At 72.3% G+C, this 21,808-nt stretch carries 20 protein-coding genes; 7 read left to right on the top strand and 13 right to left on the bottom strand.

The genetic code is table 11. From position 1 onward, the window contains the following. Positions 1–229 precede the first annotated feature (229 nt). A complete protein-coding gene (locus tag AB0J39_RS26945) occupies positions 230–1,432 on the top strand; it encodes an ATP-binding protein (protein ID WP_363469381.1) in 1,203 nt (400 codons plus the stop codon). A 79-nt stretch (positions 1,433–1,511) separates the two neighbouring features. Here AB0J39_RS26945 and AB0J39_RS26940 read toward each other — a convergent pair whose 3' ends face one another. The 6 genes from AB0J39_RS26940 to AB0J39_RS26915 all read right to left on the bottom strand — a co-directional run bounded on the left by AB0J39_RS26940 (position 1,512) and on the right by AB0J39_RS26915 (position 8,378). After that, positions 1,512–2,279 (bottom strand): GntR family transcriptional regulator, encoded by a 768-nt coding sequence (locus tag AB0J39_RS26940; RefSeq protein ID WP_363469379.1) that lies wholly within the window; start codon positions 2,277–2,279, stop codon positions 1,512–1,514. Further along, entirely contained in the window at positions 2,276–3,091 is an 816-nt protein-coding gene (trpA, locus tag AB0J39_RS26935) for a tryptophan synthase subunit alpha (protein WP_363469378.1), read from the bottom strand. Before trpA ends, AB0J39_RS26940 begins: the two co-directional genes overlap by 4 nt. Next, positions 3,088–4,293, bottom strand: a complete 1,206-nt coding sequence (trpB, locus tag AB0J39_RS26930; RefSeq protein WP_363469376.1) for a tryptophan synthase subunit beta — start codon at positions 4,291–4,293, stop codon at positions 3,088–3,090. The genes trpA and trpB overlap by 4 nt, the downstream gene beginning before the upstream one ends. A gap of 311 nt (positions 4,294–4,604) precedes the next feature. Further along, complete coding sequence (rox, locus tag AB0J39_RS26925; RefSeq protein ID WP_363469383.1) at positions 4,605–6,029, bottom strand: rifampin monooxygenase; 1,425 nt, start codon at positions 6,027–6,029, stop codon at positions 4,605–4,607. 520 nt (positions 6,030–6,549) lie between these two features. Next, complete coding sequence (locus AB0J39_RS26920) at positions 6,550–7,842, bottom strand: MFS transporter (RefSeq protein WP_363469374.1); 1,293 nt, start codon at positions 7,840–7,842, stop codon at positions 6,550–6,552. Then, on the bottom strand, positions 7,839–8,378 hold the full coding sequence (locus tag AB0J39_RS26915; protein WP_363469372.1) for a helix-turn-helix domain-containing protein: 540 nt from the start codon (positions 8,376–8,378) through the stop codon (positions 7,839–7,841). The genes AB0J39_RS26920 and AB0J39_RS26915 overlap by 4 nt, the downstream gene beginning before the upstream one ends. A gap of 191 nt (positions 8,379–8,569) precedes the next feature. Here AB0J39_RS26915 and AB0J39_RS26910 point away from each other — a divergent pair, with 191 nt between their 5' ends. Next, positions 8,570–9,553 carry a YafY family protein gene (locus AB0J39_RS26910; protein WP_363469370.1) on the top strand — a complete coding sequence of 328 codons (984 nt, stop codon included), beginning with the start codon at positions 8,570–8,572 and terminating at the stop codon, positions 9,551–9,553. Here AB0J39_RS26910 and AB0J39_RS26905 read toward each other — a convergent pair. From AB0J39_RS26905 to AB0J39_RS26885, 5 genes are all read right to left on the bottom strand, one after another. Then, a complete protein-coding gene (locus tag AB0J39_RS26905; protein WP_363469368.1) occupies positions 9,544–10,458 on the bottom strand; it encodes an SDR family oxidoreductase in 915 nt (304 codons plus the stop codon). The two genes, AB0J39_RS26910 and AB0J39_RS26905, sit on opposite strands and share 10 nt — an antisense overlap. Before the next feature lie 166 nt (positions 10,459–10,624). After that, on the bottom strand, positions 10,625–11,713 hold the full coding sequence (locus AB0J39_RS26900; RefSeq protein WP_363469366.1) for a hypothetical protein: 1,089 nt from the start codon (positions 11,711–11,713) through the stop codon (positions 10,625–10,627). Between the two features lie 262 nt (positions 11,714–11,975). Next, positions 11,976–12,530 (bottom strand): hypothetical protein, encoded by a 555-nt coding sequence (locus AB0J39_RS26895; RefSeq protein ID WP_363469365.1) that lies wholly within the window; start codon positions 12,528–12,530, stop codon positions 11,976–11,978. A gap of 70 nt (positions 12,531–12,600) precedes the next feature. Then, positions 12,601–13,434 carry a class I SAM-dependent methyltransferase gene (locus AB0J39_RS26890; RefSeq protein ID WP_363469363.1) on the bottom strand — a complete coding sequence of 278 codons (834 nt, stop codon included), beginning with the start codon at positions 13,432–13,434 and terminating at the stop codon, positions 12,601–12,603. A 45-nt stretch (positions 13,435–13,479) separates the two neighbouring features. Further along, positions 13,480–16,290 carry an AAA family ATPase gene (locus AB0J39_RS26885; protein WP_363469361.1) on the bottom strand — a complete coding sequence of 937 codons (2,811 nt, stop codon included), beginning with the start codon at positions 16,288–16,290 and terminating at the stop codon, positions 13,480–13,482. Between the two features lie 209 nt (positions 16,291–16,499). Here AB0J39_RS26885 and AB0J39_RS26880 point away from each other — a divergent pair, with 209 nt between their 5' ends. The 3 genes from AB0J39_RS26880 (at position 16,500) to AB0J39_RS26870 (ending at position 18,050) form a co-directional block, all read left to right on the top strand. Further along, the gene (locus AB0J39_RS26880; protein WP_363469359.1) at positions 16,500–17,087 is read left to right on the top strand and encodes a PadR family transcriptional regulator; all 588 of its coding nucleotides are present in this window, start codon (positions 16,500–16,502) and stop codon (positions 17,085–17,087) included. Positions 17,088–17,125: 38 nt separating this feature from the next. Then, entirely contained in the window at positions 17,126–17,593 is a 468-nt protein-coding gene (locus AB0J39_RS26875) for a hemerythrin domain-containing protein (protein WP_363469357.1), read from the top strand. A gap of 109 nt (positions 17,594–17,702) precedes the next feature. Then, complete coding sequence (locus AB0J39_RS26870; protein ID WP_363469355.1) at positions 17,703–18,050, top strand: nucleotidyltransferase domain-containing protein; 348 nt, start codon at positions 17,703–17,705, stop codon at positions 18,048–18,050. A 31-nt stretch (positions 18,051–18,081) separates the two neighbouring features. On the opposite strand, the gene AB0J39_RS26865 is transcribed toward AB0J39_RS26870, so the two are convergent. Continuing rightward, positions 18,082–18,780, bottom strand: a complete 699-nt coding sequence (locus AB0J39_RS26865; protein WP_363469353.1) for a response regulator transcription factor — start codon at positions 18,778–18,780, stop codon at positions 18,082–18,084. 2 nt (positions 18,781–18,782) lie between these two features. Beyond that, on the bottom strand, positions 18,783–20,039 hold the full coding sequence (locus AB0J39_RS26860) for a sensor histidine kinase (RefSeq protein WP_363469351.1): 1,257 nt from the start codon (positions 20,037–20,039) through the stop codon (positions 18,783–18,785). A 370-nt stretch (positions 20,040–20,409) separates the two neighbouring features. Here AB0J39_RS26860 and AB0J39_RS26855 point away from each other — a divergent pair, with 370 nt between their 5' ends. Continuing rightward, positions 20,410–20,991 (top strand): hypothetical protein, encoded by a 582-nt coding sequence (locus tag AB0J39_RS26855; RefSeq protein ID WP_363469349.1) that lies wholly within the window; start codon positions 20,410–20,412, stop codon positions 20,989–20,991. 162 nt (positions 20,992–21,153) lie between these two features. Continuing rightward, positions 21,154–21,808, top strand: a 655-nt coding sequence (locus AB0J39_RS26850; protein WP_363469347.1) for a VOC family protein, incomplete at its 3' end; no start/stop codon positions are given.

Raw genomic sequence — 21,808 nt, 5'->3', positions numbered from 1 at the left:
GGACGGCGCGGACGGCCCGGACGGCCCGGACGCCGGTCGGCGGAGGCGATGGACGGTCCTCGTGATGGCTGCGGGCCTGTTCATCTTGTTTTCCGTCACCGCTTCGGCGCCTTTGCCCGTTGACGCGCGTCCTGACGGGAAGGGGAGAGTGCACGGCCGCGTGGTGTGGGCGGCCGGGAGTCATGCCGACTGCGAGGGCTGAAGACTGGTGCGGGTAGGCACCGTGGGCATGAGGCCAGAAATCGACTACGGGGCGGTGTTCCGGGCCGGTCAGGCCCCGGCTGCGGTGCTGACCCCCGATTTCGTCATGGTCGACGTGAACGACGTCTTCCTGAAGGTCAGCGGGCGCGGCCGCGAGGCGTTGCTCGACCGCGATGTCTTCGACGTCTTCCCGCCCAATCCCGCCGCTTCGGAGGACCCCGAGCAGCAGGGGGCGCAGATGCTGCGAACCTCCCTGGAACAGGTGCTGACCACCCGCCGACGCGACTTCATCCCGCTCCAGAGGTACGACATCGAGGTGGTGGACCGGCCCGGAGTGTTCGAGGAGCGGTATTGGAGCACGGTCCTCAACCCCATACTCGGTCCGCACGGCGAGGTCCGGTGGATCGTTCTCACCATCGATGAGGTCACCGACTTCGTCCTCGCGCTGCGGCGCCACGGCGTCGGCGGCGAGCAGGAGGGAAGGGCGGACTCCCTGGCCCTGCAGTTGCAGGCCCTCAACGACCAGCTCAGGCAGGCGCACCGGGAGCAGCGCGAGACGACCTCGGCTCTGCGCGAGGCGATCGAGCGGCAGCGGCGGCTGGTCTACGACGCCTCCCACGACCTGCGCAATCCCCTCACGGGCCTGCTGACGGAACTGGAGGTCGCGCTGTCCGAACCCGGCTGCGACCTGCAGCGGATGTTGCGCAAGCTGTTGCGCGACGCGGAACGGCTCAACGACATCGTGGCGGACCTGCTCGATCTGGCCCGGCTGGACACCGAGCCCCATGAGAACGACCGTCTGATCGACCTCGCCGAGTTCGTCACGGAAGAACTCGACCGTCGCACCCCGGGCGCCTCCGTCCTCACCCGCCTCGACCCGCACGTGTGCGTGCGCGCGTCGGCGATCCGCCTGGCCCGTCTGCTGAGCAACCTGATGACCAACGCCGAGCGGCACACGAACACCACGATCGAGGTCGTCGTCGCCGCCGACCCGCCCGACGCCGTCCTGGAGGTCCTCGACGACGGTCCCGGCATCCCGGCGGAGGACCGCGAACGCGTCTTCGAGCGCCGCTATCGGCGGGAGGAGGCCCGGCTGCGGGATCCGGGCGGGTCCGGGCTCGGCCTGTCCATCGCGCGGGAGATCGCCCAGGAGCACGGCGGCCGGCTGTACGCCGCCGATCACCGCGGCGGGGCCCGTCTCGTCCTGCGCCTGCCCCTCGCCACGAAGTGACGCTTCCGCGAGAAGGCGTCCGCGATCAGCTCGGCCACTTCCCGTGACGGCGGCCGGACGCGTCGGCCGTACCGCGTCTTCAGCTGGTGGCGCCCCAGGTGAGAGAGATACCGGTGGCGGCGCGTTCGGTGCGGATCTCCATCATGCTGCCGAGGATGGTGGCATGGTCGGACACCACGGGCGTGGCGTCGAGCGTGTAGGTGATCCGGCTGCTGACGAGCACCGGGCTGCCCGGCGGCTCGTGGAGATGGCGGGCGACGGCGGGATCGAGCAGACCGGGCCGGACCACCTCGGACGCCCGGGCGACCGTCACGCCCGCGTCGGCGAGGGCCGTGTAGAGGGAGACGGCGGTGAAGTCCCGGTCGCGGATCCGGTCGGCCACCGGCCGGCGGATCCAGGACACCTGGTGCACGGCGGGACGTCCCGCGAACTCGCGGACCCGCTCCAGCCGCAGGGCGGTGTCGCCGGGACGCAGCCGCAGCTCCGCGACGATCCGGGCGGGGGCCCGGCGCACCGCCCGCCCGGCCACCGCCGTACGCACCTCGTGGCCCTGTTTACGCAGGTCGTCGACCAGGCTGCGGAGCGAGTCGAGCTGGTACGCCAGATGGGGCGGGGCGACGAACGTGCCCTTGCCGGGCTGCTGCACGATCAGCCTCTCGTCGCTGAGCTGCCGCAACGCCTGGCGCAACGTCATGAGGGTCACCCCGTAGGAGGCGCTCAGCTCCCGTTGCGGCGGCAGGGCCTCACCGGGGGCGTAGTGTCCCGACCGGATCTTCGCGGCGAGGTCGGCGGCGATGGCGCGGTATCTCGCCTCGTGCCCGGCGTCGGGGGTCCCGTCGGGGGTCATCGTGGTCGGTCACACTCCTGGTCGAGGGCCTGCCGCAGGGGCGCGAGGAAGGCCCGCAGGTCGTCCGGCCCGGCTCCGTCGAGCACCCGCCGCATCACCGCGGCGCCGACCACGACGCCGTCGGCGTGCCGGCGGGCTTCGCGTGCCTGGTCCGGAGTGGAAATGCCAAATCCTAGCAAGACCGGCCGGTCCGAGACGCGCCTGATCCGCTCGGTGAGCTCCGCCGCCGAAGCGGCGAGGGCGGCCCGCTCACCGGTGGTGCCCATCACCGACACCGCGTAGACGAAGCCGCGACTGCGGCCCGCGATCTCCGTCAGCCGCGGCTGCGGCGTCGCCGGCGACGCCAGCAGGACCACTTCGATCTCTGCGGCGGCGGCCACGTCCGCCAGCTCGTCCGCCTCGTGCACGGGCAGGTCGGGCACGATCAGGCCGCCGACGCCGGCCCCGCGCAACGCGGCGCAGAACGCCTCGGGGCCGTCGTGCAGCACGAGGTTGTAGTAGGTGCTGGCCACGAGCGGCACGCCCAGATCCGGCACGCCGGACAGGTCGGCGAGGATCCGGCGGGTGCTCGCCCCCCGGGCCAGCGCCGTGTCGCTCGCCTGCTGGATGGTGACGCCGTCCAGCGTGGGGTCGGAGAAGGGCAGGCCGACCTCGATCGCGTCCGCCCCGGCGTCGGCGAACGCCCGCAGGTAGTCCGTCCACCCGGGCGTGATCCCCCCGGTGACGTACGGCATGAGCAGGCCACGTCCGGTGTCCCGGCGGGCACGCAGGTGGCGTTCGACCGCTCCCGCGGTCAGGGTGAGGTCTGTCACAGCAGCTCCTTGAGGGTCGAGACGTCCTTGTCGCCGCGGCCGGACAGCGTCATCAGCACCGTCGATCCCGAGGGCAGCTCGCCGTCGCCCGCGGCGCGGATCACCCAGGCCAGGGCGTGCGCCGATTCGAGCGCCGGGACGATGCCTTCGGTGCGCGCCAGCCGTACCGCCGCGGCCGCCGCCTCCTCGTCGGTCACCGCGACGTAGCGGGCCCGGCCCAGGTCACGCAGGTGAGCGTGCTCCGGGCCGACCCCCGGATAGTCGAGCCCGGCGGCGATGGAGTGCGCCTGGGTGATCTGCCCGTCGTCGTCCTGCAGGAACAGCGAGCGGCAGCCGTGCATGACGCCGAGCCGGCCGCGGGTCGCCCCCGCGCCGCCCTCCGCCTCGACCCCCACCAGGCGCGCCCGGGTGTCGGCGAATCCGGCGAACGTGCCGGCCGCGTTGGAGCCGCCGCCGACACACGCGACCACGTAGTCCGGCACGCCGGTCCGCAGCTCGGCGGCGCACTGCCCGCGGGCCTCGTCGCCGATGATCCGCTGGAACTCCCTGACCATCCAGGGGTACGGATCAGGCCCGACGACCGAGCCGATGCAGTAGTGCGAGTCGCCGGTCGCGCCCACCCAGTGCCGCATGGCCTCGCTGGTCGCGTCCTTGAGAGTACGGCTGCCCGCGGTGACCGGGACGACCTCGGCGCCCAGCATGCGCATGCGGAAGACGTTCAGCGCCTGCCGCTCGATGTCGCGCTCGCCCATGAAGACCGTGGTCTCCAGCCCGAGCAGCGCGGCGGCGGTCGCGGTGGCCACCCCGTGCTGGCCCGCCCCCGTCTCGGCGATCAGTCTCCGCCGTCCCATCCGGGTGGCCAGCAGGGCCTGGCCCAGCACATTGTTGATCTTGTGGGAACCGGTGTGGGTGAGATCCTCGCGCTTGAGGTACAGCCGCACGCCCAGCGCGTCCGACAGCCGGTGGGCCGGCGTGAGCGGGGTCGGCCGTCCGGCGTGCACGGCGAGCAGCCGCGCGAGGGCGGCACGGAACCCCGGATCCGCCCAGGCCTCCCGGAACGCCTCCTCCACCTCGCGGCACGCCTCCACCAGGGACTCCGGGGCGTACCGTCCGCCGTACTCGCCGAACCGGCCGCGCGCTCTGGGTTCGCCCATCGTCCCGTCCGGCGGGGCCGGCTCCCGCCACGGCAGCACGTCTCGCATGCCATCCTCCTATCGTTCTATAACTCTGGAGAGAGTTCTATAACAGTGAGTGTGGCATGGACGGCGTGGACGCGCCACCTTCTGGCGGTCCGCAGCGACGTCGTCCGCCTCGTCCCCGCCGTTCGCCGCACGCTTCACGCGTCCGAGGCCACCTGACGTGAACTCGGGCGGTGCCGGCCGGGGACTGGCAGAGGTGGCCTTCCTGCGCTCGCGGCGGCCGGTCGGTTCGGCGGCTCGACGGCCTCCGCGCGGCCGCGGCTCGGCCACGACCGCGCGTTCGCCCGGCTGGGCCGCCGCGGCTGCAGGGAGGATCAGTCGGCGGGCTTGCCGAACCAGCGGAAGAGGTGGTCGTCCAGGTCCCGCTGATCGTCGCCGATCCAGGCGACGTGGCCGTCGGGGCGCAGCAGGACGCACGGAACGTCCAGTGCCGCAGTCGGATCCGCGAGGTGGTCGACCCGGTCCGACCAGCCGCCGACGGTCAGGCGTTCGGTACGGTCCAGCAGCAGGCCGCGCCCGCCGTACAGCAGACCGTAGAGGCGGCCCCGCTTCACGTCGAGGTCGTGCAGGCGGCGGCCGAGCAGGTCGGGGCCGTCACCGAAGTCGTACCGGATGCCGGTCGCGGTGATCTTCTCGGTCAGATGGCGGTTCACCTCGTCGAAGTCCATCAGTTCGGTGAGCAGTCTGCGTACGGCCTGCGGGCCCGGTTCGGCGGACAGCAGTTCCATCTGGGCGCGGGTGTTGTCCAGCACGTCCTCGGCGACCGGATGACGTTCGGCCTGATAGGTGTCCAGCAGTGTTTCCGGCGCCCAGCCGCGGATCTGTGCGGCCAGTTTCCAGCCGAGGTTGAACGCGTCCTGAACGCCCAGGTTGAGGCCCTGCCCGCCGATGGGTGGATGGATGTGTGCCGCATCGCCGGCCAGCAGCACCCGCCCGACCCGATACCGTTCGACCAGCCGGGTGGCATCCCCGAAGCGGGACATCCAGCGCGGGGAGTGCACGCCGAAATCGGTTCCGGCGATGGCGCGCAACTGTTGTTTGAAATCCTCCAGGGTGGGCGGTTTCGCGCGATCGGCGACTCCTGCGGCGGGGACTAGGACGCTGTAGATCCCTCCGCCGAAGGGCCGGAGCCAGAATCGGTGATGGGTCTCGCGGATCTCGCTCATCGTGGCCGCGATCTCCTCCTGCGGCACGCCCACTTCCATCTCGCCCATCAGCGTCTCGGTCCGTGAGGGCTCGCCGGGGAAGCCGACACCGAGCAGTTTGCGCACCGTACTGCGCCCGCCGTCACAGCCGACGAGGTAGCGCGAACGCAGCTGTTCCCCGTCTGCCAGCTCGACGGTCACCCCCTCGTCGTCCTGCTCGAAACCGGTGACCGCGCGACCGCGCCGGACCTGTGCGCCCAGTTCGATCGCATGCTCTTCGAGCAGCCGCTCGATGACGGGCTGCGGGATGCCCAGCAGATAGGCGTACGGGGAGTCCAGGCCCTTGGGCGCGGGTTTGGGGATGGCGGCGAAGAAACCGGCCGCCGGACGCCGTCTTCCGTGCGGGAGAAGGCGATCGAGTAGTCCGCGCATCGCCATCAGCTCGAGACTGCGGATGTGCAGACCGACTATGCGGATGAACGACTTGGGCTCGGTCTCCTTCTCCAGGACGAGCACCCGCACATCGTGCAGCCGCAGTTCGGCGGCCAGCATCGCGCCGGTCGGCCCGCACCCGGCGATGATCACGTCGAACATGAGGGGCGCGCGATCGGCGCCGGAGGACGGCGACCGGAGTCCGGGGACGTCGCCCGCGGTGAAGTCCCGCTCGGCCGTGTCGTTCGACGACGGCTCGGCGGTGAAGTGAGAGCTCATAGGTGTTGCCTTTCGGGGAGTGCCTTGTCGGCGAGGCGCTCCCGGCGACACCTACGTCAATCGCCCGACCATGACGGGAAGGGGAGCACCCACTTCGATACAGCGTTCATGGGTCTCACCTCCTCGGGCGGTGTCACGGTCGACTGCAAGCTACAAGCCCGGGCGTCATCCCGTCGAGTTCTTTTATCAGCCATCGGATCACGACTCCGGACAAGCCCGCGTCGCGGCGCGAATCCGCGTGACCGCCCGGCTGGTCCCGGTCACGGCCGGTGGTCCGATCCGCGGCGAGGCTGTCGAGCAGCGACCGAGCGGTCAGGGTCGTCAAAGCAGCTCGCGGGGCTCGGCTTGCCGCCGCCGGCCGTTCGATGCGGGTGAAGGTGTTGCGGCTTGGAAGCGATGACCGTTACCGGGATGTGGCGGGTACAGCGATCTCTTCGGCGGGGCGCCGGTCGGCCGGGTCGGCTTGCGGGCGCGCGCTGCGCAGTGCGGCCTCGACACGGCGGTTGCTGGTCATGGTCGCGGTGACGGCGGTCATGGTGAGCAGGAGGCCGGCGGCGGCGTAAAGCGGGGTGCGCAGGTCGTAGGTGTCGGCCAGCCAGCCGCCGAGGAAGGCTCCGAACGGGGCGGCGCACATGGCGAGCATGCGGGAGGTGGAGGCGACCCGGCCCATCAGGTGGGCCGGGACGATCGCCTGCCGGAGGGAGGGGCCGAGCACCATCGTGGCGCCCATGCCCGCACCGCACACAGCGAGCGCGATGCCGGCCACGTACGTGTTCGGCGCGGAGGCGAGCCCCAGGATCGCCAGGCCCTCGATCGTGGCGGTGCAGGTCAGCGCGGTGCCGGTGCCCAGGCGCCGACCGAGGAGGGAGGCGATGCCCGCGCCGAGCAGGCCGCCCGCGGCCTCCGCGCTCAGGAGCAGACCGAATCCGAAGGCGCCGACGCCGAGACGTTCGCGGGCGAACAGGGCCAGGACGGTCTCCACGCCGAGGAAGGCGATGTTCCCGACCGCAGGACGGAGCGCGAGCCCGAGCAGCAGCCGGTCCCGGAAGACGTAGGAGGCCCCGGCCCGAGCTTGGCGGAGCAACGACTCGCGGGCGCTTGCGCCCGGTCGCGGCACGGCGGGCAGCGACCGCACGAGCAGTGCGGACAGCGCGAACGACACCGCGTCGGCGAGCAGCGGAACCGAACGTCCGAGCGCGAGCAGCGCACTGCCCGCGGGTGGCCCGGCGAAGCCGGACGCCGCGGTCTGGGCGCCGCGGAGGCGAGCGTTGGCGCGCTCCAGGAGGGCGGGGTCGCGACCGAGCAGATCCGGCAGGTACGCCGTGGCGGCCGTGTCGAAGAGCAGCCCGCCGAGGGCGAGCAGGAACGCGACGACCGCCAGCAGCGGGATGCTCAGCACGTCGAGTGCGGCCGCCGCAGCGGGCACCGCGAGCAGCACCGCACGCGCGGCGTCCGTGACCCACATCGTGCGGCGGCGGTCCCAGCGGTCCACCAGCGCACCGCCGAGCACCCCGAACAGCAGCCACGGCAGCGTCCCGGCGGCCGTGACGACCGCGAGAGCCATCGGATCCCGCGTCAACGTCAACGCGAGCAGCGGCAGCGCGGCATGCGTCACCCCGTCGCCGAGCGAGGACACCGTCTGTGCGGTCCACAGCCGCCCGAACCCGGCAGGCAAGTATCTTGAGCCCAAGGTCACGAAGGCTCCTTCCCCGCCTGCTTTCGGGCCGCCGGCCGGAACAGCGCGAAGGCGAGCGACGCCTCCGGTAGTGCCGGATCCGCCAGCGCCCGGTACTCATCCGCCAGCGCCTCCAGTCGCGCCCCCAACTCCGCGAACTGCTCGTCGGTGAGCCGCAGATGCGCCATCCGCACGTGCCGCGCACCATCCGCCGGCGCCGCCTCCAGGTCCGCCACCGCGTGCCGCATCAGCACGTCCGGCTGCCCCGGAACCGGATCCGGCAGGACGATCTGTCGCGCGGACATCGCGTAGTACCGCTCGGTGACCCCCCGGACCTTCCGGGTCCGCACCACCCGCACCAGGCCGGCACGCTCCAGCAACCGCACGTGATAACTCGAACTGCCCTTCGCCAGGCCCACCTGTTCGGCGATCTGCGTGATCGTCGCAGGCTCGGCACGGAGCACGGCCATGATCCGGTGCCGCGTGAGATTGGAGACAGCACGCAACTGCTCGTCGGTGGAGACGTGGAAGGTCTCTGGAAGATCGTTGCCAGACATGCGAACAATGGTCTACGTTTCTTGACCATTGCGCAAGGGGTATATCTCGGGTCGCACTGGCGTGCGGCCCGATGCCGCGCTCGCGCAGCTCGGCGCCGGCCAGGAGGTCCAACGCCTTCCCCGCCGAGTGCGGCTGCCGGTTCGGCCGGCCCGGACGAGTAGCGGATGCGCTCATCTCACAAGATGTGGGGATGCGTGTATCTCGGCTGATCTCCTTGGTGTTGCTGCTCCAATCCCGTGAGGTGATGACGGCCGCGGAACTCGCGCGCGAGTTGGAAGTGTCCGAGCGAACGGTGTATCGGGACGTGCTTGCGCTCTCGGCGGCGGGCGTACCGGTCTACGCCGAGCAAGGGCGAAATGGCGGCTACCGCCTGATCGGCGGCTACCGGACCCGGTTGACCGGGCTGAGCCGCACGGAGGCCGAGGCGCTGTTCCTCTCCGGACTGCCGGGTCCGGCCGAGGAGATGGGCCTGGCCGATGCCGTCGCCGGTGCGCGGCTGAAGGTGATCGCGGCGCTGCCGGCCGCGTTGCACGACGCCCCGGCGCGGGCCGGGCAACGGTTTCATCTGGACGTTCCCGGCTGGTTCGCCGCCGCCGATCCGCCGCCGCTCCTGGCCGACCTGGCCCAGGCGGTCTGGCGGGACCAGGCCGTCGAGCTGCGCTACCGCCGGGGCCGGGAGAACGGCCACGAGGTGTCCCGTACGGTGCACCCATACGGGCTCGTGCTCAAGGCGGGTGTCTGGTACCTCGTGGCCCGGGTGCGCGGGGACCACCGGACCTACCGTGTGGACCGGATCGCTGCCGTCGAGCCGGCCCAGACACCGTTCGACCGTGATGAGTCCTTCGATCTGCCCAGGTTCTGGGCGGAGCACACCGCACAGTTCGTCGCCTCGTTGCTGGCTGAGCACGTCACCATTCGGCTGAGTCCGAGAGGGATGCGAATGTTGCGGTTCGCCGTCGAACCACCCGCCTTCGAGCAGGCGCACAAAGCCGCCGGGAGGCCCGACGGGCAGGGACGGGTGACCACGCTCCTGCCCGTCGAATCCCTCGACGTCGCCTATGACATGCTGCTACGGCTCGGCCCGGAGGTGGAGGTGCTCGACCCTCCGCAACTGCGCACCCGCATGGCGGAGGCGGCGGACCGGCTGGCCCGGATGTACCGCGGTCAGCGGTAACCCGTCGCGTCGGCAGGCTTGCCGGCGTCTTGGACCTCGACGACGTAGCGCCACGCGTCGGGCCGGCTTCCGTCCACATCGGTGAAGCCGTAGACACCGGCGAGCTGCCCGCTCGACAGTGACTGCCCGTTCCACCGCGCGACCTCGGGGTCGGCCGCGAGTGCCGCGACCGCACGCCCCACATAGGCAGGCGTTTCCGAGATGACGAAATGCGGTTCTTTGTCCAGCGCGTCGCGCCAGGTCGCCTCCGTGACCCCGTACACATCCAGCATGATCTCCGAGCGCATCCAGCCCGGCGTCAGGGAAACGGCGGTCGCCCCGTACGGCGCCAGCTCCTTCGACTGCGCGAACGCCAAGCGGTTCACCGAGGTCTTGGCCAGGTCGTAGAACAGGGAGATGCGGTAGTTCTCCGCGTTGTAGGCGGTGGTGCCGTCGGTGATCTCGACGACCAGACCGCCCGGTTCCCGGATCATCAGCGGCAGAGCGTAGTGGCTGGTGATGATGTGGGTGTCGATCGCGAGGCGCAGGATGCGCAGGCCCTTGTCGAGCGAGTGCTCCCACACCTTCTCGTTCCACCCGAAGAGCAGCTCGCCGCCCCAGACGTTGTTGACGAGGATGTCCAGCCGCCCGTGCTCCCGGTCGATTCGCTGGATGAGGGACTCCACCTGGTCCTTCTGCAGGTGATCCACCTGGATGGCGATCCCCTGACCGCCGGCAGCGGTCACGAGATCGGCGGTCTCCTCGATCGTCTCCGCCCGGTCCATCTCCGAGCGGTGTTCTCGCGTACTGCGCCCCGTCACGTAGACCGTGGCCCCCGCTGTGCCCAGCTCGACGGCAATGCCCCGGCCCGCACCCCGTGTCGCCCCCGCGACCAGGGCGACCTTCCCTGTCAGTGCTTTTTCCATGGCAGGAATGCTCACAGAAATACCTGACAAACGACGTCAGACTTTCCCGGGACAAGCGGGTCGCGGCTTTCCACCGAGAACGCGGCGCGGGCGGCAGCTCCGCACAGTCCGCAGCACGACGTGGGCCTCTGCTCGGCCGGCCAGGGCTGAGAGCCATCCGCCCCGGTCAGGGGGCGGGCGGCGGCTCGGCGGCCTCCCCGCGCAGCCGCAGCTCGGCCGCGACCGCGCGTTCGCGCAGCTGGGCCGCCTCGGCCCGGGCCACGTCGAGCTGGGCACGCAGGTCGGCCAGTCGCGCCCGTTCCAGCGTCAGCTCCGCCTGGATCCGCTCGCGCTCGGCCGCCGCGGCCCGCGCGTCCTGCCCGGCCCGGGCCGCCTCCGCGTCCGCCGCGCCGGCGCGCGACTCGGCCTGCTTCGCCTCCGCGCGCAGCCGGGCGGCCTCCGCGACGGCCTGCTCGCGGGCCGCCTCGGCCGCCTGGGCCCGGGCCAGCGCTGCGGCGCTGGACTGCTCGGCCTCCCGATGCGCGCGGCGGGCCAGCTCGGCCTCCGCCCGCGCCGCCCGCGCGTCGGCCTGCGCGGCGTCGCGTTCCTGAACGGCCTGCTCGGCCTGCTCCCGCGCCAGGCGGACCTCGGCCGCGGCCCGGTCCACCCGCTCGGCCAGTTCGCGTACGGCCTGCTCCCGGGCGGCCTCGGCGATCTCTGCCCGGCGGGTGGCCTGGTCGGCCTCCTGCCTGGACCGGCGTTCCGTGCTCGCCGCCTCCCGCAGCGCGGCCAGGGCCTGCTCGCGGGCGGTCTCCGCGTCGGCGAATGCCGTGTCGCGCTCGGCGTAGGCCTCCTGCGTCCGGCGGCGGGCCTCCTCCGCCTCCCGGCGGGCCTCCTCGGCGGCCTCGCGGGCCAGCCGTACCTGCTCCAGCGCTTGTTCACGCTCGGCGCGGGCGATGGCGACGCTCGTGTGCGCCTCGGCCTGGATCGCGCTCAGTTTCGCCTCGACCCCCGCCGGGCTCAGCTCTTCCGCGAGCACCCGGGCCAGCGGCTCGATCGCCGCCGCCAGGCCCTTCTCCATGCGTTCGTACAGGTCCTCCACCCGGGCCAGCGCGCCCTCCAGACCCGGCGTGGCACGGCGGAGCTCCCGCTCCCTCTTGGCCGCCGCCTGGCAGTCGCCGTCCGGGCAGTACTCCCGCGGCCTGCCCCGGCGTACCGGCTGCTCGATGGGCGCGCCGCAGTGCTTGCACGCGGTGAGTGTCGCGGAGCTCGTCACGGCCGCTCAGCCTAGCGAATTTCTGAATTTCTGGAAATAGAAAACAGAAAGTACTCATCCGTTGCGTCACGCCGCCGAGCAGATCACTTGGGAGATGGGTAATTCTCGCAAGTTATTGCTCTGACGGCCCTCCTGCCGGAGCCGGTGCCCGCCGAGGGCGCCGGCCTTGATCATTGAGGGTGGCCACGAGCCGATCGGCGGGGCCGCTGACGCGTGGCGACCAGGTGTCGCGCCGGTCCGCGGCCCCACCCACCGGGAGCGGTCAGCCGAGGCAGGCGACCGATGTCTCCGTCCAGCGGTTTCCGCCCGTCACTCCGTTGGTCTGCAGGATGGGCGTGTTGAAGAACTCCGGGTCGTCCATGGATCTGCGCGTGATCTCCAGGCCGCTGAACCTGTTCGTGTACGTGATCTTCCCTGCCTGGTTGACCCGGCGCCACTGCTGATGGGTGTCGTTGACGTTCAGCGGGCGGCTCACCACGGGGGTTCCGCTCGCCGTGCTCGTCACGGCCGCGGCGGCGAGCCCTCCGCCGGTGTCGTGCAGGTTGCTGCGCAACACCACGAAGTTGCCCACCTGAATGAGCTCCCACCGCTCCTGGTCGCGCAGATCGGCCGAGTTCAGGTTGGCGAGAGGGCCGTTGTCGCGGCCGCGGGCCAGGTCGCGGTTCGCCGGCCCGTCGGCCGCCAGGATGCCCACGCAGGTGGCGGCGTGCGCCGGGGCGGCGAGGGCCGTGCCGACCAGCATCAGGGTGCCGGCTGCCAGGGCCGCGCCGACGATCCGGATGGTCGGCCGGGTGCGCTTGTGAAGCGATACGGTCATTACCTTTTCCCTTTCTCTTTCTGTTTCTCTGTCTTGTGCGGGCCGGTCGGCCGCACAACCCTCGCCCTGCTCAGGTGCGGTACAGGGGCTGCTTCGTATAGGTGACGGGGATGGAGGAGACGGGTTCGTCGAGTGCGGTGTCCGATCGACGCCGGGCGACCGCGCGCACGTACCCGAGGTGGCTCCCGCGATCGGCGTCGAGGGCGGAGATCTCCACCTCGTTGGCGGGTGCGATCGCCCGTTGCCATTCCAGCCAGTGCTTCCAGCCGTCCGTCATGGTGTCGGCGAGGTCCACGCGGGCGATGCCGCTGCGTTCCCAGTGGCGGCGCCACCAGTGGGCCGAGTGCAGGCAGGCCATGCTCGGCTCCCACCAGCCCCGCAGGTGCTCGGGGACCGGCCCGTCGATCTCCTGGGTCAGTCCCGCGCCGGCGATGCCGATCTGGCCGTCCTGCCGGACGAACCGGGCCAGGTAGTTGAGGTAGAGGTCGTCGGTGCCGTAGTAGACGAACGAGTCGATGCTGATGACGGCGTCGAAGAAGCCCGCCGCGAACGGCAGGGACCGGGCGTCGGCGTGAATCGGGAACACCGCGTGACCGGCGCCGGCGTCGCGGATGCGCTGCAGCCGCTCGTCCGCGCCGAACCACAGGTCCGTCGCCCAGACCTGGACGTCGAACTCGCGGTGCAGGAAGATCGATGACGCGCCACGGCCGCAGCCCAGATCCAGCACCCGCATCCCGGGCCGCAACGTCATCGCCTGGGTGAGCCATTCGGTCAGCCAGAGCGAGTTGGCTCCGCCGCTGACGCTGGAGCGGATCCAGCCGGGGTGGTAGCGCGAGGATCGCGGGAACCGCGGAGTCGCCAGGGGATCGTCGGGTACGGGTGTCGTTCCCTCTGTTGTGGCCATGTCCCCAGGGTCGCCGGGCCACGGCCGGCTACGCGTCCGTGCCGGCTACTGATGTTGGCTGGGCGCGTACGTACGCAACTGGGTGCGGTCGGCCGCGCCGGTCTTGGCCAGAAGCCGGCTGACGTGGGTTTCGACCGTGCGTACGGACAGGTGCAGCCGTGCCGCGATCTGCGCGTTGCCCAGCCCTTCGGCGACCAGGGCGAGCACCTCGGCCTCCCGGGCGGTGACCCCGGCCGCGCGCAGCCGAGGGGGCACGCGCGCGCCCCTGTTGCGGCGCGACGGCGCCCCGGCCTTCCGCAGCAGGTCCCGGCACTGCCGTGCCAGCGCCTCGTCACCGTTGAGCTCGTGGCAGGCCAGGTCGGCGCGCAGCCCGGGTACGGGATCGCCCCATCCCTCGGTCACCGCGGTGGTCCATACCGCCAGCCGCAGCAGCCGGTGCCACCACGGATGCGCCTCGAGCGCCGCGTCCCCGCGGGCCAGCGCCTGCGCCGACTCCTCCACCCTGCCCTCGCGGCCCGCGGCGACGGCGTCGGCGTAGAACAGCGCACCACGGTTGACCCCCCGGCGGCCCGCCCGGGCGCGCCGGAACACCGCGCGGGCGTCCTGCGGCTCGTGGCGCCTCACCTCGCGTAGCAGCAGCCACAGCCCCCACCAGTGGGTGGGGGCGGCCGAGGCGTGACCGGCCAGGATCGCGACCCCCTCGTCGGCCTGCGTGGCCGCGCCCGGCAGGTCTCCGGCCACCACCAAGCAGATCGCGCGTACCAGCTCGCGACCGGCCCGCACCTCCCACGGGGCGTTCGGCCGGGCTCCGGCCCGGCCCAGCCAGTACTCCATGCCGTCGCGGTCCCCGGCGCCCGCGCGGGCGGCCGCGACGAACAGCTCGGCGACCGCCTGGACGCTCGTCAGCCGCAATCGCGCCGACAGCTCGGCACAGCGGCGGGCCACCGGCTCACCCACGCAGGGACCATGCGCCACCAGCGCCAGGTCGGCCGTCAGCAAGTCGATCGACGCCACCTGCCCCAGCAGCCCGGCCGACTCGGCGATCTCACGGGCCTCGGCCAGCGCGGGCGGGTCGGGGTGCCCACGCTGAACGGTGGCGAGGTGGAACAGCGCGGCCACGCGCAGCGGGGTCAGGCCGCGCCCGGCGGCCACCCGCACCGCCCGCCCGAACGCCGCCCGCGCCGCGGCCGCATCATGACGGGCCAGGCAGCGGCCCTGCACCAGCAGCGCACCCGCCAGAGACTCGCCGTCGCCGGAGCGTTCGGCCTCGCGAACCGCCTCGGCGGCGAGGTCCCCGGCGCGTCGCGGATCGCCCTCGCCGTAGGCGGCTTCGGCCCGCACGACGGCGAACCGCGGATCGTGCGGCCGGCCGGCCCGCTCGGCATACTCGATCGCCGCCACCCGGCGGTCGCCCACCAGGGAGCCACGGGCCAGCTGCAGGCACAGCTCGACGTACTCGTCCCCCGTCGCGGTGTCGACGACCTGCTCCCCGACGCGCAACGCCGCTTCCACCTCACCGGCCAGAGTCAGCAGACGGACCTGCTCGATCGCCCACGCGACGCGGATCACCCCGATGGCCTCGACCCGGGCCAGCAGCGCCCGCGCGCTGCGTAACGCCCCTCGTGCGAGATCGTGGCGGGCCAGCCGGAGCAGGATCCGGCCGGCCCGCTCGCGCTCTCCCACGGCGGCCAGCAGTTCGGCGGCCCGTACGTCGGCCTCACCGACGCCACCGCCGTCGAGCAGTTCGGCGGCGCGGCGTGCGATGGCGGCCCGCTCCGGCGGCAGCAGTTCCGCCAGCACCGCCTCCCGGGTGAGCGAGTGCCGCCAGGTCAGTTCATCTGCCTCGGTGCGCAGCAGGTGCGCCCGGGTGGCGGCGCGCAGGCCCGCCAGCAGCGCCGGCTCGTCCGCCCGCGCCACCCGGGCCACGACATCCCAGCCCAGGTCGACTCCCACCACCGCGGCCACGTGCAGCAACCGGCGGTGCTCCCCGGCCAGGGCCGCCATCCGCTCGTTGACGAGCAGCCGCAACGTCGGCGGCACCGCGATGCCGTCCGGCACCTCCCGGGGCGCCGCCAGGTCCACGCCCGTCTCGCGCAGTCCCGTCGTCAGCTCCTCCACCAGCAGCGGCAGCCCGTCGCAGCGCTCCACCACGAACGAGGCGGCCGCCGGCGCGAGCGGCAGACCGGCCCGGTCGGCCAGCTCGGCCACCTGGGCCGCGTTCAGCCGGGCCGGCCGCAGCACCCGCACGGCCGGCCGCCGGCCGATCCGCTCGATCTGATCGGCGGTACGCGGCTCCTCACGCGCCGTCCCGCAGATCATGATCGGCTGGTCGGCCACCTGCTCGACCAGGTATTCCAGGACCGCCAGCGTGTCCGGGTCGGCCCAGTGCAGGTCGTCCAGCGCCAGCAGGCATCCGCGTCCGGCGCCCGCCACGCGCAGCAGCCGCAGCACACCCTCACCCACCATCACGACGGGATCCACCATCGTGTCGGCCCTCGCGGCGTCGTCGGCCGACCCGAAATCGGGGACGATCCGCCCCAGCGCCGCCCGGCACGGCTGCAGCTCGGCGTCCTCCAGAAGCGCGGCATCCCGCAACCGCCCGACCATGGCCGTGGCCAGCGCCCGGTAGGTGCCGCCCGCGGGGACCGCCCGGCCCGCCAGCACCTCCAAGCCCGCCGCCGACGCCCGGGCCGACGCCTCCGCCAACAGGCGCGACTTGCCGATGCCCGCCTCGCCGACGATCATCAGGGCCGCGCCCCGCCCGGCGGCCGAGACCGCGACGAGCTCCTCGATCGCCGCCAGCTCCGCGGCCCGGCCCACGATCCGCTCCCCAGAGGGCTGCGTCAATTCCACCATCTCCCTACACCTCTATAACGGCATCGGGAATAGTGGCACGCAACTGAAAGATGCCGGGCTCGCCTTGCCACCCTATGTAGACAGATATTCTCGCAAGTTATCTGTCGGGACGGCCGCAGCGGCATCAACCGGTCGCGGGCGGCCTCGTTGCCGATGTGGCGACGGCTCGGGCTCTTGCTACTTGCGGCTACTCTCGCAAGACTAGTCGCGTGTCGTCGATCCGCATCTTCATCCTCAGCGCCTTATCGGACCGCGGCCCCATGCATGGGCACCACCTGCGCCTTCTGTCCGAGGAGGAGCACCTCGACCAGTGGACCGACATCACCACCGGTGGCCTCTACGGAGCGATCAAGCGCCTCGCCGCGGAAGGACTGATCGAGGAGGTACGCACGGAGAAGATGGGCTCCTACCCCACGCGCAAGGTCTGGCGCATCACCGAAGCCGGCTCCCAGACCCTGTCGTCGCTCAAGATCAGCGCCCTACGGGAGATCGTTGTCAGGCCCGACCCGTTCGACCTCGCCATCACCCGGCTCGATCCGGACCGGCTCGACGACCTGGAGGCCGTCATCACGGCCCGCCTCGCCTCGCTGGAGGCGAGGCTCACCGACTACGAGGCGCACATGCGCGTGGTCGTCCGCTACCTGTCCGTGGCGGAATCCCTCGCCATGCGGCACCACGTCGTGCGGCTGCAGGCGGAAATCGCCTGGCACCGGGAGCTCGCGGCGCGGCTTCCTCAATTGATCCTCGACGAGAAGGCCCGAGGGGCCTCGCATGACCCGGTGACCGAAGCACAGTGACGACGCGCCGGACTCCGAGCGAGAAGTGGAGCCTCACCATGCTGCGCAACCGCATCTTCGCCTGGCACCTGGAACTGCGAACCGTCCATCACCGCCTGGAGAAGGCGCTGGAGGAGGCCCGGAAGGCCATCCGCGAGGGCGACCGTGCGGCCGCGCTCAAGCCTGAGCTGCGCGAGTTCTGCTACACCTTCTGCTCCGCGTTGGGCAGCCATCATCGCAGCGAGGACGCCGAGTTCTTCCCTGTCCTGCTCGAGCAGATGCCTGAGCTGGAGCCCGTCATCACCCGGCTCACCCGCGAACACGAGGTTCTCTCGCGGCTCCTGGCCGAATTACAGCGGGCCCTGGACTCGTCCGAACCGTCGCCACAGGAGCTCTTCCGGCAGATCAACGAGATCAAGGGGGCGATGAAGGCACATTTCGGCTTTGAGGAGGGGTCCCTGAAACGCGCGCTGCGCGTCCTCGATGCCCCGGAGAGCGACAAGCGGCGGATGTTCGGCGACGTCTGACGCTCGGCCGGGCGAACTGGCGAGCCGGTGATGCCGTTCCTCGTCAGCCCGTTGAAGCGCTGCTCCGGTCTCGGTGCCGCGTGTCCTTCCACGTCCCGGGAGAAACGGCATGTCCATGACCGATCAGGCGTTCCTCGACCACGTCGCCGACCGTCTCACCGCCCTGCCGGGCGTCCGGGCCGTCACCCTCGGCGGCTCCCGCGCGCAGGGCACCCACGCACCCGGCAGCGACTGGGACTTCGCCGTCTACTACCGCGGCCCCTTCGACCCGGCCGCCATGCAGACGGCCCACGCGGTCCTCGCCGCCCGCGGTGGGTGGGTGACCAACGAGAAGTGTCTGCTGGAGCGGGCCGGCCTGCGCGACGTCGACGCCATCGTGGCGGCGCTGCGGCCGGACCCGAGGGAACTCCTCCGCGCGCTCGCCGAGGCGGAGGCCCTGTTCGCTGCCGCCGTGTGATCCGGCCCCACGCCGCCGCCTCCCGGGGCGCTCACAGGAGCCGGTGATCCCTCGCGTAGACGGCGGCCTGGGTCCGGTCACGCAGGCCGAGCCTGCCGAGGATCCGCGAGATGTGGTTCTTCACCGTGCCTTCGCTGAGGTACATGCGCGCCGCGATCTCCCTGTTGGTCGACCCGGTCGCGATGAGTTTCAGAACCTCGATTTCGCGGGGCGTCAGGACCGAGGCCGGTGACGGCCCCGCGTCGCGGCCTGGCCCCGGCTCGGCGGGCAGGGCGGCCGCCAGGCGCAGGGTGACCGAGGAGTCGAGTTGGGTGACGCCTGCGGACGCCAGCCGCACCGCCTCGGCGAGCCGGGCGGCGGGGAGGTTCTTCAGCAGGTAACCGGCCGCGCCCGCCCGCAACGCCTCGACGACGTACTCGTCGTTGTCGAAGGTCGTCAGCATCACCACACGGCAGGCGGGGGCTCGGCTGCGCAGGACCGACACCGCCTGGACTCCGCTCATCCGCGGCATGCGGACGTCCATGAGGACCACGTCCGGCTCCAGCGAGAGCGCGGCCTCGACGGCCTCCTGGCCGTCCGCGGCCGTGCCCACGACGGTGATGCCGGGCTGGATGCCGAGCAGGGAGGCGATGCCCTCGCGCACCAGTTCCTGGTCGTCGACGACCAGCACCCGCACGCGCCGGTCGCCGGAGCCGGCCGGGCCCGCGGGATCCGCGGGGGAAAGTGTCATCGTCACACCGCCCCGGGCCGGCGCGGCACTGTCACGGTGACGGTGGTGCCCCGCCCCGCCTCGCTCGTGACGGCGACGGCTCCGCCGGCGAGCCGCACCCGCTCCCGCATTCCGCGCAGGCCGACCCCCCGCTCCTCCCAGGGGCCCGGGGGAAGGCCCGTGCCGTCGTCCGTCACGACGAGCCGCGCCTCCTCGTCCCCGCAGGTCACCGAGACCGCGACCCGCCCGGCCTCGGCATGCCTGAGGGCGTTGGTCAGCGCCTCCTGCGCGGCGCGGTACAGCGCACTCAGCGCCGCGGCGCCGTAACCCGACTCGTCACCGGTCGTCTCCAGAGTCACGCGTGGACGGGTGCCGTCCAGGTGCCGTACGAGATCGGCGAGCGCCTCCGGCAGGCGGAACGGCACCGTCTCTCCACGCAGCGCGCGCACCGAGTGGCGGACCTCCTCCAGGGCTCGCGCGGCCGACGACCGCGCGTCGGCCAGCGCGCGCTCGGCGGTGGGCCGGTCGCGGTCGAGGAACGCCTCCGCCTTCTCCATCTGCACGGCGGCGGCGGTGAGGTGATGCCCCAGGCTGTCGTGGATCTCGCGTGCGACCCGGTTGCGTTCCTCGGCCGCCGTGAGTTCGGCGACCCGTTCGGCGTACCTGCTGAGCCGCGTATGGGACTCCTCCACCTCGTTCAGCGCGTGCTCCAGCCGCGTACGCGACTCCTGCTCGCCGACGGCCACCGCGGCCATGGAGACGGCGAGGACCAGGCCCAGGACGAACATGAGCAGGTCGGACACGTACGCCGAGTTCGTGTACCAGCCCGGGACCGCGATCGAGAACCACACCGTCAGCAGGCCCAGGCATACGGCGGCCAGCGCGACCGCGACCCGGCGGCCGAAGGCGAAGTACGCGGTGAACGGGAGGAGGACGAACAGCACCCGGGACAGGCCGGCCGGGTCGGCGGCCGTGACCACGACGAACAGGGCCAGCCGGACGCCCGCCAGGGCGGCCGCGGGGCCTCTGGGCGTCCGCACGCGGTAGCGCCGCCGCTCCAGCACGTCCAGGCCGGACAGCGCCGCCAGACCGGCGACGAAGACGGCCACTTCGGCGGGCGGCGGAGGGACCGCGCCGACGACGTCGTAGTACAGCCCGCCCGCCAGCACCGCGGCGTACAGCACCGGCGCGACCCAGGGCACCGGACGCCCGGACGCGGCTGGTGCGGGGTCGCCGGCCGGGACGGGGGCCGGGCCGAGCGCGTCCGGCGACGGAGTCATCCCAAACCTCCCTACCGGTACGGCGGACACCGCCCCGGGCAGCACGTCTCTTCCGGCGGGCATGGCTGGCGCGACCGGATCAGGCGAACCGGAGCCCGCTCCCCCACGGCAGCCGGACCCCTCCGGCCGGGGCGCCCGTCGTCAGGCTACGCCCCGCTTGCGCCGGGAACGATCGTCGCGGGCCTGTTCTGGCCGGACGGCACATGCCGACCGGCACGGTCCGCTCCGGATCCGGCGGCCCCGCCCGGCGTACGCGCCGTGACTTCCGGGTGCGAGCCGGGACGATCGGCATCTGCACCCGCCGGCCCTGGGCCTCCTACGGTCGTCGCGTCCGCTACCGACTGCAACGACGGCAAGGAGCCGCTTCGCGATGACTTCCACCTGGCTGCCGCGCTTCGGCGCGATCTGCGCGATCCTGTTGGGCCTGTCGATCGGGGGCCCGGCACTGGTCGAGGCGTTCACCGGCGAGACCGCCGTGACGAGCTTCGTCCTCGGAACCGGGACCGCCCTGGGAACACCCGCCCTGACGGTCCTCTACCTTCACCAGGGCGCCGGCGGCGGGCGCTTCGGGCTCGTCGCGTACGCCGTGAACGTCGTCGGGCTCGGCCTGTTCGCCGGCGTCGCGTTCAGCCTGAACCTCGTGCTGTTCTACCTGGAGCCCACGCTCGTGGAGCAGTTGCTCCAGGGGCCGACCAAGGTGGCGTTCCTCGCCGCGACCGCGGTGTTCATGGCCGGCACGATGCTGTTCGCCGTCTCGATGGCGCGCTCGCGGATCTTCCCCAGGCCCGCCGTGTACGGGTACGGCATCACGCTGCCGCTGCTGGCGGTGCTCGCGCCGCTGCCCGACACCCCGCTCACCAGCGCCGTGCACGTGGCGGCGGCCGCGTCGCTGATCTGGCTCGCGCTGTCGGTTCTGCCCCGCCGGACCGCCGTCGTGAACGAGGCCGCCTGACGGTCTGTCTCACAGACCGGGAGACCTCCGACACCGTGGCCGGCTCGCCGACGACCGGGAACGAGGGCGACGCCGCCTCCTACTGCCACCATCCCGAGCGGGCGCGGACCAGGCCGGCGAGCGGTTGCCGGCGCTCATCCCCACCGGCATAACATCGGCGGCATGCCGCTGCGACTTGTACAGGTGAATTTCAAAGCTCGGGATGACGCGGCGCTCGGCCGGTTCTGGGCGGAGGCGCTCGGCTGGGGTGTCTCCAGCGAGGGGCCCGGCGTGACCAACGTCGAGCCCGTCGGCTTCGTCTGGCCGGACCCCACCGCCGTCTGCGTGGACGTCGTCACCGTCCCGGACCCCGAGACGGTGAGGTACCGCGTGCACCTCGATCTCGCCACCACTTCCGCGGCCCATCAGGCGGAGTTGGTGGCGCGGCTGAAGGAGCTCGGCGCGACGCCCGCCGACATCGGCCAGGGCGAGGTCCCGTGGACGGTTCTGGCCGACCCGGAGGGCAACATGTTCTGTGTGCTGGAGCCCCGGGAGGTCTACCGGGACACCGGGCCGATCGCCGCGGTCGTGGTCGAGTGCGCCGACCCGCGGGCCATGGCCCGGTTCTGGGGCGAGGCGGTGGACTGGACCGTGCACGAGGTCACCGGCGATCACGCGAGGCTGCGCTCCGCCAAGGGCGTCGGGCCGTACCTCGAGTTCGTCCGCACGACGCCCGGCGCGACGACGACATGGACCCGCGTCCACCTCGACCTGCTGCCCTACCCCGGCGACGACCAGGCCGCGGAGGTGGCGCGGCTGCGGGCCCTCGGCGCGAGGC

The organism is Microbispora sp. NPDC049633 (assembly GCF_040675265.1).
GTDB lineage: Bacteria > Actinomycetota > Actinomycetes > Streptosporangiales > Streptosporangiaceae > Microbispora > Microbispora maris.
This window is presented reverse-complemented; position numbering and strand designations above follow the sequence as displayed.

Excerpts from the sequence above, each read along its gene's own strand:
- AB0J39_RS26945 (WP_363469381.1), top strand. The coding sequence starts at position 230 with ATGAGGCCAGAAATCGACTACGGGGCGGTGTTCCGGGCCGGTCAGGCC.
- AB0J39_RS26940 (WP_363469379.1), bottom strand. The coding sequence starts at position 2,279 with ATGACCCCCGACGGGACCCCCGACGCCGGGCACGAGGCGAGATACCGC.
- trpB (WP_363469376.1), bottom strand. The coding sequence starts at position 4,293 with ATGCGAGACGTGCTGCCGTGGCGGGAGCCGGCCCCGCCGGACGGGACG.
- rox (WP_363469383.1), bottom strand. The coding sequence starts at position 6,029 with ATGTTCGACGTGATCATCGCCGGGTGCGGGCCGACCGGCGCGATGCTG.
- AB0J39_RS26915 (WP_363469372.1), bottom strand. The coding sequence starts at position 8,378 with ATGTCTGGCAACGATCTTCCAGAGACCTTCCACGTCTCCACCGACGAG.
- AB0J39_RS26910 (WP_363469370.1), top strand. The coding sequence starts at position 8,570 with ATGCGTGTATCTCGGCTGATCTCCTTGGTGTTGCTGCTCCAATCCCGT.
- AB0J39_RS26905 (WP_363469368.1), bottom strand. The coding sequence starts at position 10,458 with ATGGAAAAAGCACTGACAGGGAAGGTCGCCCTGGTCGCGGGGGCGACA.
- AB0J39_RS26895 (WP_363469365.1), bottom strand. The coding sequence starts at position 12,530 with ATGACCGTATCGCTTCACAAGCGCACCCGGCCGACCATCCGGATCGTC.
- AB0J39_RS26890 (WP_363469363.1), bottom strand. The coding sequence starts at position 13,434 with ATGGCCACAACAGAGGGAACGACACCCGTACCCGACGATCCCCTGGCG.
- AB0J39_RS26885 (WP_363469361.1), bottom strand. The coding sequence starts at position 16,290 with ATGGTGGAATTGACGCAGCCCTCTGGGGAGCGGATCGTGGGCCGGGCC.
- AB0J39_RS26875 (WP_363469357.1), top strand. The coding sequence starts at position 17,126 with ATGCTGCGCAACCGCATCTTCGCCTGGCACCTGGAACTGCGAACCGTC.
- AB0J39_RS26870 (WP_363469355.1), top strand. The coding sequence starts at position 17,703 with ATGTCCATGACCGATCAGGCGTTCCTCGACCACGTCGCCGACCGTCTC.
- AB0J39_RS26865 (WP_363469353.1), bottom strand. The coding sequence starts at position 18,780 with ATGACACTTTCCCCCGCGGATCCCGCGGGCCCGGCCGGCTCCGGCGAC.
- AB0J39_RS26860 (WP_363469351.1), bottom strand. The coding sequence starts at position 20,039 with ATGACTCCGTCGCCGGACGCGCTCGGCCCGGCCCCCGTCCCGGCCGGC.
- AB0J39_RS26855 (WP_363469349.1), top strand. The coding sequence starts at position 20,410 with ATGACTTCCACCTGGCTGCCGCGCTTCGGCGCGATCTGCGCGATCCTG.